Source organism: Streptomyces caniscabiei (genome assembly GCF_014930365.1).
Classification (GTDB): Bacteria; Actinomycetota; Actinomycetes; order Streptomycetales; family Streptomycetaceae; genus Streptomyces; species Streptomyces caniscabiei.
Genome location: NZ_JABXWI010000003.1, coordinates 208,319 through 222,968, shown reverse-complemented (window position 1 = coordinate 222,968; position 14,650 = coordinate 208,319). Strand labels below are relative to the sequence as shown.

General features: G+C 72.9%; 10 protein-coding genes and 2 pseudogenes. 7 read left to right on the top strand and 5 right to left on the bottom strand.

Annotated elements, in window-relative coordinates:
* The first annotated feature begins 545 nt into the window (after nt 1–545).
* Entirely contained in the window at nt 546–1,670 is a 1,125-nt protein-coding gene (locus HW837_RS09340; protein ID WP_177262061.1) for a YihY/virulence factor BrkB family protein, read from the top strand.
* A 62-nt stretch (nt 1,671–1,732) separates the two neighbouring features.
* Here the strand turns inward: HW837_RS09340 and HW837_RS50310 are convergent.
* Nucleotides 1,733–2,012: pseudogene (locus HW837_RS50310) on the bottom strand (TetR family transcriptional regulator); the annotation flags it as partial.
* On the opposite strand from HW837_RS50310, the pseudogene HW837_RS48490 reads away from it, so the two are divergent.
* The 3 genes and pseudogenes from HW837_RS48490 to HW837_RS09330 form a co-directional block, all read left to right on the top strand.
* Nucleotides 2,007–2,287: pseudogene (locus tag HW837_RS48490) on the top strand (hypothetical protein); the annotation flags it as partial. The pseudogenes HW837_RS50310 and HW837_RS48490 sit on opposite strands and share 6 nt — an antisense overlap.
* Before the next feature lie 109 nt (nt 2,288–2,396).
* A complete protein-coding gene (locus HW837_RS09335) occupies nt 2,397–2,933 on the top strand; it encodes a DUF2087 domain-containing protein (protein WP_045559938.1) in 537 nt (178 codons plus the stop codon).
* A gap of 116 nt (nt 2,934–3,049) precedes the next feature.
* A complete protein-coding gene (locus HW837_RS09330; protein ID WP_107073765.1) occupies nt 3,050–3,736 on the top strand; it encodes a helix-turn-helix domain-containing protein in 687 nt (228 codons plus the stop codon).
* Nucleotides 3,737–3,739: 3 nt separating this feature from the next.
* Here the strand turns inward: HW837_RS09330 and HW837_RS09325 are convergent, their stop codons facing one another.
* Nucleotides 3,740–4,144: a VOC family protein gene (locus HW837_RS09325; RefSeq protein ID WP_193381025.1), complete on the bottom strand. Its 405-nt coding sequence runs from the start codon at nt 4,142–4,144 to the stop codon at nt 3,740–3,742.
* A 161-nt stretch (nt 4,145–4,305) separates the two neighbouring features.
* Here HW837_RS09325 and HW837_RS09320 point away from each other — a divergent pair, with 161 nt between their 5' ends.
* Nucleotides 4,306–4,959, top strand: coding sequence for a hypothetical protein (locus HW837_RS09320; RefSeq protein WP_177262064.1), 654 nt, complete (start codon nt 4,306–4,308; stop codon nt 4,957–4,959).
* 80 nt (nt 4,960–5,039) lie between these two features.
* Here HW837_RS09320 and HW837_RS09315 read toward each other — a convergent pair whose 3' ends face one another.
* Nucleotides 5,040–7,262 (bottom strand): sulfatase, encoded by a 2,223-nt coding sequence (locus HW837_RS09315; protein WP_193381024.1) that lies wholly within the window; start codon nt 7,260–7,262, stop codon nt 5,040–5,042.
* A 191-nt stretch (nt 7,263–7,453) separates the two neighbouring features.
* Nucleotides 7,454–8,494, bottom strand: coding sequence for a LacI family DNA-binding transcriptional regulator (locus HW837_RS09310; RefSeq protein ID WP_045559761.1), 1,041 nt, complete (start codon nt 8,492–8,494; stop codon nt 7,454–7,456).
* A gap of 301 nt (nt 8,495–8,795) precedes the next feature.
* On the opposite strand from HW837_RS09310, the gene HW837_RS09305 reads away from it, so the two are divergent.
* Both HW837_RS09305 and HW837_RS09300 read left to right on the top strand, forming a co-directional pair.
* Nucleotides 8,796–9,812 carry a trypsin-like serine peptidase gene (locus HW837_RS09305; protein ID WP_052682968.1) on the top strand — a complete coding sequence of 339 codons (1,017 nt, stop codon included), beginning with the start codon at nt 8,796–8,798 and terminating at the stop codon, nt 9,810–9,812.
* Entirely contained in the window at nt 9,809–12,208 is a 2,400-nt protein-coding gene (locus tag HW837_RS09300) for a TCP-1/cpn60 chaperonin family protein (RefSeq protein ID WP_193381022.1), read from the top strand. Before HW837_RS09305 ends, HW837_RS09300 begins: the two co-directional genes overlap by 4 nt.
* A gap of 11 nt (nt 12,209–12,219) precedes the next feature.
* Here the strand turns inward: HW837_RS09300 and HW837_RS09295 are convergent, their stop codons facing one another.
* Nucleotides 12,220–14,640 carry an NACHT domain-containing protein gene (locus HW837_RS09295; RefSeq protein ID WP_193381021.1) on the bottom strand — a complete coding sequence of 807 codons (2,421 nt, stop codon included), beginning with the start codon at nt 14,638–14,640 and terminating at the stop codon, nt 12,220–12,222.
* Nucleotides 14,641–14,650 lie beyond the last annotated feature (10 nt).

Below are 14,650 nucleotides of genomic sequence, written 5' to 3'. Positions count from 1 at the left end.
CGATGGAAGGCGCCCGGGGGTGAACGGGACGGCGCGCGGAATGACAGAAGGAGGGGGGAGGGTTACGGGAGCGGAAAGCGGTGACGTATGTGACGGAATCGATCGGGCCTGGTCGAGGCCTGGGCTGATGCCCTGGTGTGCGCTGGGCCGGCATCCGGTCCGGAGAGGCGCAGCGGAATGCAATCCGGATTCTTTCGGTACATTCGGGAACAGGTCAAGGGAGGCCGGGTGATTGACGCTTTCCCGCCCTTTTCCCGATCCCGTCGGATCTGTCGGACATGCACCCGTGCACCGCTCCAGCGGGGAACTTCCCGCAAAGACGGTGCAAACGCGCCCGCACGTTCCGCTTCAGGCCCCCCAAGGATTCAGCCAGCACGTTCATGACAGAAAAGGCGATTCGGAATCACCTTTGATTTCTCCTGGGTTTCCCTTTGTTTGCTGCCTCGTGACGCGACCGGAGGGGGCCGTGCGCCGCGCGCGGAGCGTGGCGCGGCAGGCGGCACCGGGAGGTGAGGGCGGCACGCGCAGGCGGATACCGTTAGGGCGTGCAGCCAGCAAGTCAGTCACTCCCACCGTCGGAGAGCCCCCATGGGCGTCTCCACCGCGCCCGCGCCCTCTACCGGGACGTCTCCAAGCGCAGGACCGCCTGGCTGCTCCTGAAGGACACCGTCAACTCCTGCATCGAGTACCGCATCCTGGGCCTCGCGGCCGAGGCGGCGTTCTTCACGCTGCTCTCCGTGCCGCCGCTGCTGCTCAGCATGATCGGCCTGCTCGGCTACGTCGACGACTGGACCGGCGCCGACACCATCGCCAGCCTGGAGCTCAACCTCCTGGAGGCGTCGCGCACCGTGCTGTCCGAGAAGGGCGTCGCGCAGATCGCGCAGCCCATCCTGGACGACGTGATGAAGGGCGGTCGCCCCGACGTCATCTCCATAGGCTTCCTGTTCGCCCTGTGGTCCGGCTCCCGTGCGGTGAACGTCTTCATCGACACCATCACCGTCATGTACGGCCTCGACGGCGTGCGCGGCATCGTCAAGACCCGCCTCATGGCGTTCCTGCTCTTCATCGTGGCCCTGCTGATCGGCTCGATCGCCCTGCCGCTGATGGTGGCCGGCCCCGACGCCGTCGTCCGGATCGTCCCCTGGTCCGCGACCGTCGTCCAGGTCCTCTACTGGCCCGTGGTCATCGTCCTGTCCATCGTCTTCCTCACGACGCTCTACCACGTGTCGGTGCCGGTCCGTTCCCCCTGGGTCGAGGACGTGCCCGGCGCGCTGGTCGCGCTCGGTATGTGGGTGCTCGGCAGCTTCCTGCTCCGCATCTACCTGACGAACACGGTCGAGGGCGCGACGATCTACGGCTCCCTGGCGGCAGCCGTCGCCGTCCTCCTGTGGATCGGTGTGGGCGCCTTCGCGGTCCTCGTCGGCGCCGCGGTCAACGCCGCGATCGACCGCGTCTGGCCCGCCGCCGCCACGGCCGCGGCCCGCGCCGCGAACGAGCGCCTCCGCGAGGAGCAGGCCGCCGAGTACGTCGCCCGCGCCGCCGCCGCCCGCTCCCACGACCCGGAGGACCCCGACATGCCCTCCGAGTTCCCGGAACGCTGGTCCCGCTTCCTCCCCCCGGAGGACGTGACCTCGCGGCTGCGGTCTCCGGCGAAGAAGGGCGAGGAGTAGGAAGGCCGGCTTTCCTCGCCTCACGTGCTCCGGTTCTCATTGGAGCGAGACGGGCCGGTTGGCTACTCCTGGAGACCGGCCAGGTGCGGGTGGGGGACGCCGTGCGCCTGCTGCGGGGTGAGGTGGCCGACGAGGACGTGTGTGTGGTGAGGCCGTCCGCGAGGGCGGGGGGACCTCCTCCAGGGCCGCGTGGTTCGCCCGCAGCGTCGTCGCGAGCGCCTCGCTGACGGCCGCCGGCGCCCCGCAGACGAGCCGGACCCGGGCCTCGGCGCGGTGCTCCTCCCGCAGTAGCGAGATCTCGGTGGCCGCGTGTCCCAGGGCGCTCCCGGCGGACCGGGCCGGGAGCGGGTCGCGTCGGGAATGCGGCTGTGCGCCGTGACCAGCTTCGTGGGCGTACCCGGTGTGGCCGCACCGGCCGGCCGGTCGACGGGCTCCCCTGCGGAGTGCAGGTCGTCGGGCGCGCGCCCCGGGAGGGCCTGTGTCTGGGCGCGGCCCGGGCGGTCGAGGACCGGCTCGGGATCTCACACCGGTCGGCCAGCCCGGGGAGACGGGGTCGGGCTGAGGCCCGCGCCGTCGAGGCCTTCTTCCTCGGTGCCTCTGCCCTGGCCGAAACGTAGTCGTCGGCCACGAAACCCTGTCGAGAACCGGCCGGGATCGCGGTACTTGTGGAGGCGCCCCGAGGCGCCGACGACGATCGGTGACCGGAACGACGACCGGAACGGACACATGAACACGGCACCCACCGAGGCCTATGCACCCTCCTGCCGCGACCTGGTCGGCATCCTCGCGCAGACCGACCGGCGGGCCGCGTACGCGGCTCTCGCCCTCGGCGCGACCTCCGTGGCCGAGGTCGCCGAGGCGACCGGGCTCCGCCCGCCGGCCGCCGCCTCGGCGCTGCGGAAGCTGACGGACGGCCGGATCGCCGCCTTCGACCGCGAGAAACGCACGTACACACTGCTCGACGACACGTTCCGGCTCGCGGTCCAGGCCGAGGTCAGCGTCTTCGGCCGGGGCGGCGGAGACGGCGCGGGCTCCTACTTCCGCCGTGGTCGGCTCACCTCCATCCCGGGCAGGGCAGAGGTACGAAGCCGTGTCCTGGCCGTCGTGGGCGACTCGTTCGAGCCCGGTACGGCCTACTCGGAGGCCAAGGTCAACGCGATCTGCGGCGAGTGGTTCGACGACTGGGTGACCCTGCGCCGTGCCCTCGTGGACGAGGGTCTGCTGCGCAGGAACGACTCCGGCACCACGTACGAGCGCGGCTGACATCGGGGACGGGGGCGGGGGCGGGGTCGTCCCCGGTCCGCGGGTGGGGCGTGGTGGGGCGCGCAGTTCCCCGCGGCCCTCAAGGGCGCGGCGGCCATCGGCGTAGCCTTCCTGGTGTGTATGTCGAAAGGGCCTCCCGGCTGGGTGGGGCCGTGGTGTGGACCCACGGCCCGAGTCGGGCGGGTGCGGGGCGGGTGCTGCCCGACGGGTGCATGGACCTGCTGTGGAACGACGGGCGGCTGATGGTCGCCGGACCCGACACCCGCGCGTACGTCACCGAAGGGGCATCCGGCGCCTGGGCGGGGCTCCGGTTCTTCCCCGGCCAGGCGCCCGACTTCCTGGGGGTGCCCGCGCACGAGTTGCGGGACCGGCGGGTGGAGCTGGCGGAGTTGTGGTCGCCGGCGGTCGTGCGGCGGCTCACCGCCCGGGTGAACGCGGCGGACGACCCGGCGAACGGACTCGAAGAGGTGGTCCTGGAGCGGGCGGCCGAGGTGGGGCGGCCCGACCCCGTGCTGCGGCAGGTCGTCGACGCCCTCGGCGCGGGCCGCCCCGTCGCGGCGACCGCCGACGAACTCGGGCTCGGCGCACGGCAGTTGCACCGACGTTCACTCGCCGCGTTCGGGTACGGTCCGAAGACCCTGGCCCGGGTGCTGCGACTGCGACGGGCGCTCGCCCTGGCCCGCGACGGCGTGCCCTTCGCCGAGACGGCGGCCCGGACCGGTTACGCCGACCAGGCTCATCTCGCCCGTGAGGTACGGGAGTTGGCGGGACTGCCGCTCGGTGAACTGCTCGGTGGGCGGTAGTGGTCAGCCCTCGGCGGGCGTCGGCAGGGGTGCGAAGAGGTCGACGCCGTTGCCGTCGGGGTCGAGGATCACGGCGTAGCGCTGGCCCCACGCCGCGTCCCACGGCTTGAGTTCACCGCGGTACCCGGCGGCGGTCAACTCCTCGTACACCGCGTCGACTTCGGCCGGACTGTCGCACAGCAGGGCCAGCCCGGCGCCGCCGCCCGTCCCTCGGCGGTACTCCGGGTGGAAGGACCGGACGGTCTCCTCGGTGTCGAGCAACAGCCGCAGCCCGCCCGGCAGTCGGGCCTCGGCGTGCGGCAGGTTCTCGGAGCCCTCGGGGAATGCGAAGCCGAGCCGGCGGTAGAAGGTGACGGAGGCGGCCATGTCCGAGGCCACCATCCCGATCGCGTCGAGTCGTGGAGTCATGCGGCCACCGTAGGGCGGCGGACGGCGGCCGGTCTTGAAGGAATCGGACAACGGACAGCGGACAGCGGGCATGGGCACGGGCAGCGGAGAAAGCGCTCTCACGGAACGGACTCTTTGGCTCACCTGTGGAACATCTGTGCGGCAGGATGGTGGGCATGTCCATGCTCCGTGCCGCGCGTGTTCTGCTGCCCCTGGCGCTGCTGCCGTCGCTGCTCACCGCCTGCGGCGCCGAGAAGGTCGTGGTCGCGGACCGGGAGCCTCTGGGGCCGCCCCCCGACCGGGCCGAGCTGGACGCCCGCGCCGAGGCGCTGGGCCTCGCCCCGGCGCTCGTGTACGTCACCGAGTCCCCGGGTTTCACGCTGGCCCGGCAGTCCGTCGGCGTGTACGGCGCCGACGGCTTCTCCGCCGCCTACTGGTCCCGCCGGAACAGCGCGCAGCTCCTGCTCCTCGTCGACCGCGGCACCATCACCGCCGACAACTGCCCCGAGCAGCCGGTCGGCCAGGGCACGGGCGGGGCGGTCGGCTGCGCGCGCGACGGGGACCTCTGGTACCGCACCGCGGCGGGACAGCACGAGTACGCCGTACCGGAGGACGGCCACCTCGTCCGGGTCAGCGCCGCCGAGACCGCCGTCGACCGCGACACGCTGCGGGCCGCGGCCCTCGCCGCCCACCGCCCCACCGACACCGAACTCGCCTTCCTCCTCCCGCACCGCCACCGCGACAAGCCCCCGCCCCACGGCACGCCGGTCGAACGCGGCGACCTGCCCCCGCAGGGCGACGGGGCCCCGCGCGGCGAGGTGGGTGCCTCGGGCTGAGCCCCACGCCGGGACGCTCGCGGCGCGTGAGGCTCCGCCGGCGTGGGGCGTGAGGCTCCGTCGGCGTGGCGGGTCGGTCCTCAGGGCGTGGCGCCGCCCGGCTGCTGCGGTCCGAAGGCCGTCATGAAGCGGTCGCGGAACTTGTCCATCCGCCATGTCGGCGTGGAGTCGGCGGGCTTGAGCCCGTCCGTCCAGCCCCAGTCGGCGATCTTCTCCAGCACATCGGGGTCCTTCGCGACGATCGACACCGGCACGTCGTGGCTCGGGTTGTCGCCGGTGACCGTCTTGTTGGGCTGGTGGTCGCCGAGGAAGACCAGCACGGTGTCCTCGGAGCCGTACTTCGCGACGAAGTCGACGATGCTGGTCACCGAGTACTGGATGGACTTGAGGTACTCGTCCCGGACGGCCAGCGGATCCTTCCAGACCTCCGTCGGGTTCTTGCCCTCGGCCTTCTGGAGGGAGTGGTAGACCGAGCCGTCGCCGATCTCCTCCTCGGGGATCGTGCTCGGGATCGGCGCCCACGGGTTGTGGCTGGAGGTCAGGATGATCTCCGCCATCATCGGCTCCCGGCCCTCCCGGCCGTGCTCCAGCTCCCGGAAGGCCTTCAGCGTGTACTGGTCGGGCATGGTGGACCAGCTGAACTTCGGCCCCTGATAGCCCAGTTGGTCGGAGTCGTAGATGTGGTCCAGGCCGAAGTACTTGCCCTCGGGCCAGGCCATCTGGGTGCCGGGCACGATACCGACGGTGCGCCAGGCGCCCGTGCGACGGAACGCCTCGGTGAGGGTGAGCCGGTCGCTCGCGACGAGGTTGTTGTACCGCGACTGGTTCTTGATCCACAGACCGGACAGGAACGTGGAGTGCCCCAGCCAGCTGCCGGCGCCCGTGATGGGGGAGCGCAGCCAGCCGCTCCGCGAGGCGAAGCCGGCGTCCTTCAGTTCCTGCGTCTTCTGCGCGAGGGTGTCACCGAGCGGTTCGCCCATCCGCGGGTCGTCGATCGCGGAACGGCCGTAGCTCTCGATGAACGTGATCAGTACGTCCTTGCCGCGCAGGCCCGTCAGCAGCTGGTCCGGCGGCACGTCGGCGAAGGCGTCCACCGCGGCCTGCTTGCGGAACGCCTCGCCGTCCTTCAGGCCTTCGCTGACCGCCTCGATCCGGTTCTCCACGAGGGTGGCCGCGCTGTGCGAGGCGACGGGGACGTCGGATATCTCCAGCGTCAGCGTCGAGCAGGTGATCCACGCGGTGCCGAGGACGAGGAGCGTACGGCTCGTCGTGTGCCGGTTGCGCACCATCAGCCGGCTCAGCCGTACGACCGCGAGCGTCATCAGCACGGGCAGCGCCAGCGCGAGCACGATCACCCCGACGGTGGCGGCCTGGGCGACCGCCCCACCGAGCGAGTCCTTCATGAACGACTGCGCGTCGTCCAGCAGGATCCAGTCCAGCACCAGGTCGAACGGGCGGTCCAGGGTCCAGTACGACCCCATGTCCAGCACCTTGACGATCGTCAGCAGACCGAGCACCACGCCGACCACCACGACCGCGATCCGCCGCGCCTTCGCGGGCAGCACGAGCAGCAGTCCCGCCACGAGGATGCCCTCCGCCGGGATCCGCAGGAACCGGCCGGGGTCCAGCTCCGTGATGTCGTTCGGCACGACGAGCGCCAACAGCACGAGCAGGAGAGCCAGCCCGGTCCCGGCCCAGGCGACACCACGAGCGGCCCGCGGGTGCCGCGAACGCCAGCCGGGGGAGGGGGAGGAGGCGGATGCGGTGAGCTGGGGGTCGGGGTCGCGCTCGGGCTCAGGACGCGGCTCGGGCTCCGCTTCGGCATCGGGCTCGTCCTTGGCCTCAGCACGTGGCTCGGGCTCGGCCTCGGCTTCGGAATGCGGCTCGGGCTCGGCGTCGGTTTCGGAGTGCGGCTCGGGCTCCGACTTGGCCTCGGGACCGGGCTCGGCATCGGGCTCCGGGCCCGACGAGGGTTCGGGAGCGGCCACTTCGGGATCCGGGGTGGACCCGTCGGACTTTCCCGGCTCCGACTCCGGCTTCGGCTTCGACTCCGGCTTCGACTCCGGCTCCGGCTCGGTCTCCGCCGTTTCCGCCTCCGGCTTCGTCACCTCGGCCTCGGCTCCGGCGTCGGACCTGCGCTGTTCGGGTCTCTTCGTCGCGGCCTCGGGCGTTGCCGCGCCCGGTTCCTCCTGCTCGGTCTCCACGACCGCGTCCCGTTTCGGAGGGGCGGCGTCCTTCGGGGCCTTGTCGTCGTCCGGTGTCGGAGTCGGTCCGGGAAGCTGTGGAGAGCGTATGTGCGACAACCCGAAGGTCCTTCCCTGTGGAGCATGTGGGGCTCAGTGCTGGTGGTGCGGAGTGGGCCGGGGGCCGCGGGACCGCCGGGACACCCGAAGGGACATCCCTATGCGTACGGTCCCACGCCGCCGACCGTTCACCCGAACTCAGGTCCTCCGCAACCACTTCACCGAACCCCGGCGCACCCGGCCCCACCGGCTCACGCCGAGCGCAGCGCCCCCGTGCTGGCCCGCTCCACCAGCCGCGTCGACAACTCGGTGCGTGTGCCCTCCGGCCGGTCGCCCTCCATCATCCGCACCAGCAGCCGTAGCGCGGTCTGGGCCATCTCCGAGAGCGGCTGGCGGACCGTGGTCAGGCCGGGCGTCGCCCAGCGGGCCTCGGGAAGGTCGTCGAAACCGACCACGCTGATGTCGTCCGGCACCCGCAGCCCCCGCTCGGCCAGCGCCTCGTAGACCCCGAGGGCCATCTTGTCCGAGCAGACGAACACGGCGGTCGGCGGTTCGGGGAGGTCGAGCAGCTGGAGCATGCGGTGCCGGGCGGCGGCCTCCATGAAGTTGCCGTAGCGGACGTACTCCGGCCGGTACGGGATGCCCGCGGCCGTCAGCGCCGAGCGGTAGCCCGCGACCCGGGCGCTGCTGCACATCTTGCGCCGGTACCCGGCGATCACGGCGATCCGTTCGTGCCCCAGGGACAGCAGGTGGTCGGTGGCGGTCGTCCCGCCCTGCCAGTTGGCCGCGCCGACGGACACCACGCCGGGCGGGGGCTCCAGCACCGGGTCGATCAGCACGAACGGGATGCGGTGCTGGGTGAGCCAGGAGTACTGGGCGGGGGAGAGTTCGGCCAGGTTGAACAGGACGCCGGCCGAGCCGCGGGCGGTCAGCTTGTCGAACCAGCCGCGTTCGGGGCGGGCGCCCCGGGTACGGGTGAGGCCGGCCGAGACGACGACCTCCAGGCCGGCGTCGTGGGCGGCCTGTTCGACACCGTGCAGGACGGCGCCCGACCAGGAGCTCTCCAGGGAGTGCACCACCAGGTCGACCATGCGCGGCGGCTTCGACGCCTCGAACCGGGGTCTGCGGACATAGCCGAGCCGGTCCAACGCCTCGGTGACCCGGCGCCTGGTCTCGGGGGCCACGTCCTCCCGGCCGTTGACGACCTTCGAGGCCGTGGGCACGGACACCCCGGCCTCGCGTGCCACCACCGCCAGCGTCGGCCCGGCCGTCGCGCTCCCGCCACGCACCATCGCGACTCCACCTCTCAGGGCCCGTCCCGAGGGCCGGTGAAATTTTCGAACAGCGCTCCGCACGCGACCGGATCCCGAGCCGCGTAGCAAGCGCTTCCTACGTTAAGCCCAACTCAACACGGCGGGAAGAAGCAGGAATTCAGAGGATCACTTCAGCCAAAACTTTCGAAACCTCGAACAAGCCGGGGCCCGTCGGGGCGTTCATGCCGCACGCTGACCGTCGGGAGCGAACGGGACATAGCGCGCTCCGTCGGCCAGTAGCGTGTCTGTCCGACCGGTCCGGCACCAGGGGGAGTCCCACATGCTGTACACGCAGATCTTCGCCGACACCGAGGTGAGAGACGAATTCCTCGACCGCTTCGAGGAGGTCAGGGACGCGTACGCGGCCTCGGGGGGCCTGGAGAGCGTGGGAGGGCTGGAGGGCCTCCTGAGCGTGGACCGGGCCGCCGTCGGCGTCCAGCGGATGATCGAGGGCACGTGGCAGCGTGACGACAGCGGCTTGGAGGCGATCGTCAGACGGTTCGGCCGTCCCGTCTATCTGGTCCGGCGCGACACCGTGGCGGCGACCGCGGACGCACCCGACGGCCGTGCGGAGAGCCAGGTGGTCGCCGCCCGGGTGAACGCCGCCCGGGACCGGCTGGACGGCGTCCTGCCCAGCGTCGGGAGGGTCGATCTGCGCAATCACCGCCTGGACTGGGTGGGAACCGCGTGGATGGTGGCGGAAGGGCTCCTCGTCACCAATCGCCACGTGGCGCGGGAGTTCGCGGAGCCGAGCCGGGGCGGCTTCGCGTTCCGGGCAAGCCCCATGGCGCGGGTGCACGCCTATGTCGACTGGTACCACGAGCACGGCCGGCAGCAGGAGTCCCGGTTCAAGGTGACCGAAGTGGTCTGGATCGAACCGGACTCGTCGCCGTGCGACGCCGCCCTGCTGCGCGTCGCCCCCACGGGCGAGGAGGGCGAGTCCCTGCCCGCACCGATCCCCCTGACGAGCGGTGACGACGGCCTGACCCTGGGGCGTTGGGTGGGAGTCGTCGGCTACCCCGACACCGGCCGGCACGACGACCCCGAGGACCGGCTGCGCATCTTCGACGGCATCTTCGAGTGCAAGCGGATGGCACCCGGGCAGCTCATCTCGTTCCAGGGCGAGCGGTGGATCCACCACGACGCGACGACACTCGGCGGCAACTCCGGATCCGTCGTCGTCGACCTGGACACGGGCCGGGCCCTCGGCCTGCACTTCGCGGGTCTGCCGAAGAAGCGCAACTACGCGGTGCGCGCCCGGGACGTGGCCCGGCTCGTGCGCGAGCGCGCTTCGTGAACGGGGCGCGGCCCGCTCCGGACGCCGGGCTCCAGGCCATCACCGAGCCCACCGCCGGAATGCAGTCGGTCCAGCAGTCCAAGGCGATGCTCACCGAGGCCGAGCAGCAGGTCGCCCGGCTGGAGCACCGCGGGGTCCCGGTGGCCACCGGATTCCTGGTCGGGCCCGGCCTGCTGCTCACCGCGGGGCACGCCGTACGGCTCGGCCTCGGGGCGTGCGGCGCCGAACCGGTGAGCGGAATGGTGGCCGTCTTCGACCACGGCGCCGACACGGGGCACCCCCTCGCGCGGCACGGTGTGCGGATCCCGCTGGCCGCGCTGCTCGACTCCAGCCCACCCGCCACGGACGACCCGGTGCCGGACGGCGTGCCCACCGAGGAGGACGGCCTCGACTTCGCCCTCGTCCGGCTGGAGCGGCACCCGCCCGACGTGCTGGACCCGGTCGGTGTCCGGCGGCCGAGGGGCTACTACGGGCTGTCCCCGGACGAGTACACCTTCGGCAGCGGCACCCTGAACGTGTTCCACCACTCCCTGCGGTCGGACCCCGATCACGGGCGCAGCAGGCGGGAACGTCTCAGCCCGGACGGCCGACGCCTCCGGTACCAGGGCGCCAACACGCTCGAAGGCTCCTCGGGCAGCCCCGTAGTCACCGGTGACGGCCGCCTCGTGGCCCTGCACCACGGCTACCGGGGCAACGAGAACGAGGCCGTCCCGACCCGTCTCATCGCCGAGCGCGTCCTGGCCGGACCGCATGCCGCGCTGCTGCGCCGCGCCCTCGACGCGCTGCGGCACCACGCACGGCCGCAGTACCCGGCCGCGGCCGGTGCCACGGCTGTCGGCGGGGCCATGGGTGCCCTGCTCGGCCCCTGGCCCGCGCGCTCGGCAGCGGTCGGCCTCGACGGAGAGCCCGTGCGCGCGGCCGACGCCCGGGAGACGGCCGCGCACTTCCGGACGGCCGACCCGCGACGCGCCCTCGGCGTCGACCCGGTCGTCGAGGCCGCCCGGGCGATGGACACGACGGCCGGGGACGGGGCGGCCACCGCGGCCGTGCTGGCCGCGGCCCTGATCCGGGAGGCCGCCGACCGCTGTACGGCGGGCGCCGACCCACGAGAGGTCGCGCGCGGTGCCGTCGAGGCGCTGGCACGGGCCCGTGACGCGTTGTCCGGCCTCGTCGAACCCTGCACCCGGCCAGGCGCCGTCACCCGCGCGGCGACCGCGGACCGGCACCTGGCCGACGCCGTCTCGGCCGCCGCTTCGCTGGCGGGTCCGCACGGCATCCTCGTCTGTGAGCCCGGTGTGACCCGCACGGTCGAGACGCCCGTCGTCCGCCAGGGCCTGCGGTTGCCGGCCGGACCCGCGTTCCCGTACACCACCGTCGCGGGAGCCGATCCCTGGACACGCCGGATCCAGCTCGTACGGCCGTACGTCCTGCTGCTCGACTGTGTGACGGGCGACGGGGAGGCGTTCGCCAGGCTGCGCGGCCGGATCGCCGCCGAAGGCAGTCCGCTGCTGATCCTGACCACCGCCGACGCCTCTGATCCCCGAGCCGGTCTGCTGCGTGCGCTGGGCGATGCGGCGGACGGTCCCGTGCCGACGGTCGTCCGCGTCGCCTCCGTCGCGAACCGCCACCACCGGCTGCGCGCGCTGGCTCTGCTGACCGGAGCCACCGCCCTCACCGAGGACTCCCAAGTGCTCCCGGGAACCGCCTGGTTCGACGTCCTTGGCCGCATCGACCTGGCGCTGGTCTCCGCGCGGGAGACGGTACTCGTGGGCGGCCACCGGGACCCGGCGGTCCTGGACCGATGGATCGCCGCTGCTCCCGCGCGGCGCGCCCTGGCCGACTCCGACGACGAACGGGAGGCGCTGGACGAACAGCTCGCCTGGCTGACCTCGCGCGCCGTGACCCTGGCCGTCGGCGCGGAGACGGCGGAGGAACTGGCTCCGCGTGCGGCCGCCGCGCAGCGGGCCGCCCGGGCGGCCCAGGCCGCGCTGCGCTCGGGCACCGTGCCCGGCGGCGGACACGCGCTGCTCTGTGTCCGCGCCGCGCTCCCGTCCGATTCCGGGTCGGTCGGCACGGACGTCGTACGGGCCGCGCTCGCCGCTCCGTTCCGGCTGCTGGCGTCACGAGCCGGGATCGACCCGGTTGAGATCGAACGGCTGTGCGCCGAGCCCGATCCCGGTCGACTCGCCCGCGAGCGGCCGTTCGCCGACCTCGACGGAGACCGTCCGTACGGGGACGACCTCGACGGAGTCCGTCCGCACGGGGACGGCCCCGACGGGGACGGCCCCGATGGGGAGGGCCCGGACGGGGACGGCCCACGGGACGCCGTCGAGATCCTGGATCTCGCCCTGGCGACGGCGGCGAAGGCCCTGGTGGTCTTCCTCGACACCGTCTGACGCCCCGTCGGCTACGGCCGGGCCCTCGCGTCGGCGTAGACCCGGCTGAGGTGTTCCTGCACGTCCTTGTGCCGGAACTGGTAGACACCGCCCACCTGCCGCAGCGCCGACACCCGGTGGGCGTGTTCCAGGAACCCCATGAGATCGCGGGGCAGGTCGCCGCGCAGCCACAGCCATGCCCGTGCGACGAGGTAACGGGGCCAGGTACGGACGGCGATGGGCACCCACAGCGTCAGGACCACGAAGAGCACGGTGCCCTCGACGACCTGTCCGGGCGCGTACGGGAAGGTCGCCATGACCCAGGCCATGCCCAGGCCGAACAGTCCCGCGATCACCAGCCCCCACCCCGCCACCAGCCTCCGGTCCCCCCGCAACAGGATTCTCGGTGACGTGGCGTCGTCGGCGGGAGCCGGTGCCTGGAGCCACTTCAGGAAGCCCGACAGGGCCCCCAGGACCAGCCCCGGCAGCGCGAAGGTGAGCATCGCGGCCAGCACATAGGTGGGCCGGTTGAGCCGCTCCCAGTTCGACGAGGCCGGCGAACTGGTGGCCCTGATCGACGCCCAGTACAGCAGCCCGAGGACGGCCCCGGCACCGAGACCGATCGCCGTTCCGCCTCCGATCCGGCGCAGGAACCCGGTACCCCGGCGGAACCAGCGCGGCCCGCGCACCGGCCCGCCCGCACCGAGCAGCCCGGCGGGAACGCCGACGATCAGCCCGAAGATGATGGCGACGAGGAACCCGACAGCGGGCCCTTCCGTGAGGGCGGCGAGAAATCCGATGGCTCCGCCCATCGGTACCCCGACGGCGAGAGCCGTGGAGGTCCGCCCGAAGCGCGGTTCCGCCGGGCCGCTTCCCGGCTCGTCCGGAGCGGACCTCGCCGACGCGGCGAGTGCGTGGAGAGAGCGGTCCAGCCACGCGGCCACCCGGTCCGGACCCCACCAGGACAGGAGCATCCCGCCGACCAGACCCGCCACGCCCAGCTGGAGCGCCGCCAGCGCGCCGGTGCTCGCGTTCACGGCGGACGCGGTGGCGACCCCGCCGGCCACCGCCGCCAGCAGCCCGAGAAGCAGGCCGTAGACGGCGTGGTGGAGCGCCCCGCTCAGCTCCCACCACGCCAGGTCGGTCCGGTCGCGGCTCTCCAGATGGTGGGCCAGGAAGGACAGATGCCGCCGGGCCTCCGGCCATACGTCGGGCGCCAGACGGTGGTCGAAGAGGACCCGCACCGCGTTGTCCAGGATCGTGGTGCGCACCTCGGCCGGGTCGGACCGCAGCAGCCGGACGAACGGTGTCTCCTCGTCCGTGTCCGCGTGGCTGTACAAGTCGGTGAAGAGAGTCGCCGTCAGGGGCGAGGCCAACGCCTCGCCGAGTGCCGCCAGCAACTGGGGGCTCGCCTCCCGGGCCCAGCCGGTGAGAGCCGCCGCCTCCACCTGCACGGCCCAGCGCCTGCCCACCTGGACGGCGGCGGCCCGCTCGGCTGCGGCCCCGGGCGTGAGCAGGGACCAGGTCGGCCCGTTCAGCGGGGCGCCCCGTGCTCGCGCCGCGCGCACCTCGTCCTCCAGCACGCCCCAGCCGTGCTCCAGCCGGTCGAAGAGGTCGGCCCATTGCTCGCGGCCCGGCCCACCGCGTCCCAGACTGTCCCGCAGATACGCCATGACATGGGGGAAGGCCAGTTCGCGCGCCTCGGTGACCGATGCCCCGTACAGGACCGGGCCGCCGCTCAGCGCACGCTCGTAGGCCTCGGTGCGGCAGGCGAGGATCACCGGCAGGTCGCCGGAGAACGCTCGGCGGATCCGGCCCAGCACGCGCACGAGCCGCTGCCGCGGAATCTCGTCCAGCCCGTCGAGGCAGGGCAGCACATGACCCGTGCGCAGCAGATCGCGGGCGGACCCCGCGGAACCCACCTCCGGGTACTCCGCCGCCAGCCGCCCGGCCAGCCAGTCCAACAGCTCGTACCGGCCTGGATCGTAGGAACTCAGCGAGAACAGGACGGGGACGGGATCGACGGCTCCCGCCGCGCTCGGGTTCTGCTCGCGCACGCGGCACAGCTCCAGCAGGAACAGCAGGAGCAACGTCGACTTGCCCGAACCGGCGGGCCCGACGACCACCAGCCGCTGCGGCGCGAGCGCGGTGAAGGACTCGACGAGTCCGGCCATGTCCGCCGTGCTGCCGGTGAGTCCGCGAGTCCGGCCGTCCGACAGCCGGGGCGGGGCGGGCGCCCACTGGGTGTGCAGCAGCCTGGGCCGCCCCGGGTCGGGAGTGAGGCCTCGTTTGTCGGCCTCCGCCGCCCAGTCGCGCCGCACGGAGGCCTGGAGCCGCTCCAGCAGCTCCGCGCGCCGCTGGTCGGTGAGGTGACCGTCCCGGCCCCAGCCCAGCAGGCGCCCCAGCAGAAGCAGGCCCCCGACAGCGAGGACCAGGACGAGCAACAGTTCCATGTCTGCCGGT

Coding starts and splice junctions, on each gene's coding strand:
- HW837_RS09335 (WP_045559938.1), top strand. CDS start 2,397: ATGAACACGGCACCCACCGAGGCCTATGCACCCTCCTGCCGCGACCTG.
- HW837_RS09325 (WP_193381025.1), bottom strand. CDS start 4,144: ATGACTCCACGACTCGACGCGATCGGGATGGTGGCCTCGGACATGGCC.
- HW837_RS09320 (WP_177262064.1), top strand. CDS start 4,306: ATGCTCCGTGCCGCGCGTGTTCTGCTGCCCCTGGCGCTGCTGCCGTCG.
- HW837_RS09310 (WP_045559761.1), bottom strand. CDS start 8,494: ATGGTGCGTGGCGGGAGCGCGACGGCCGGGCCGACGCTGGCGGTGGTG.
- HW837_RS09305 (WP_052682968.1), top strand. CDS start 8,796: ATGCTGTACACGCAGATCTTCGCCGACACCGAGGTGAGAGACGAATTC.
- HW837_RS09295 (WP_193381021.1), bottom strand. CDS start 14,640: ATGGAACTGTTGCTCGTCCTGGTCCTCGCTGTCGGGGGCCTGCTTCTG.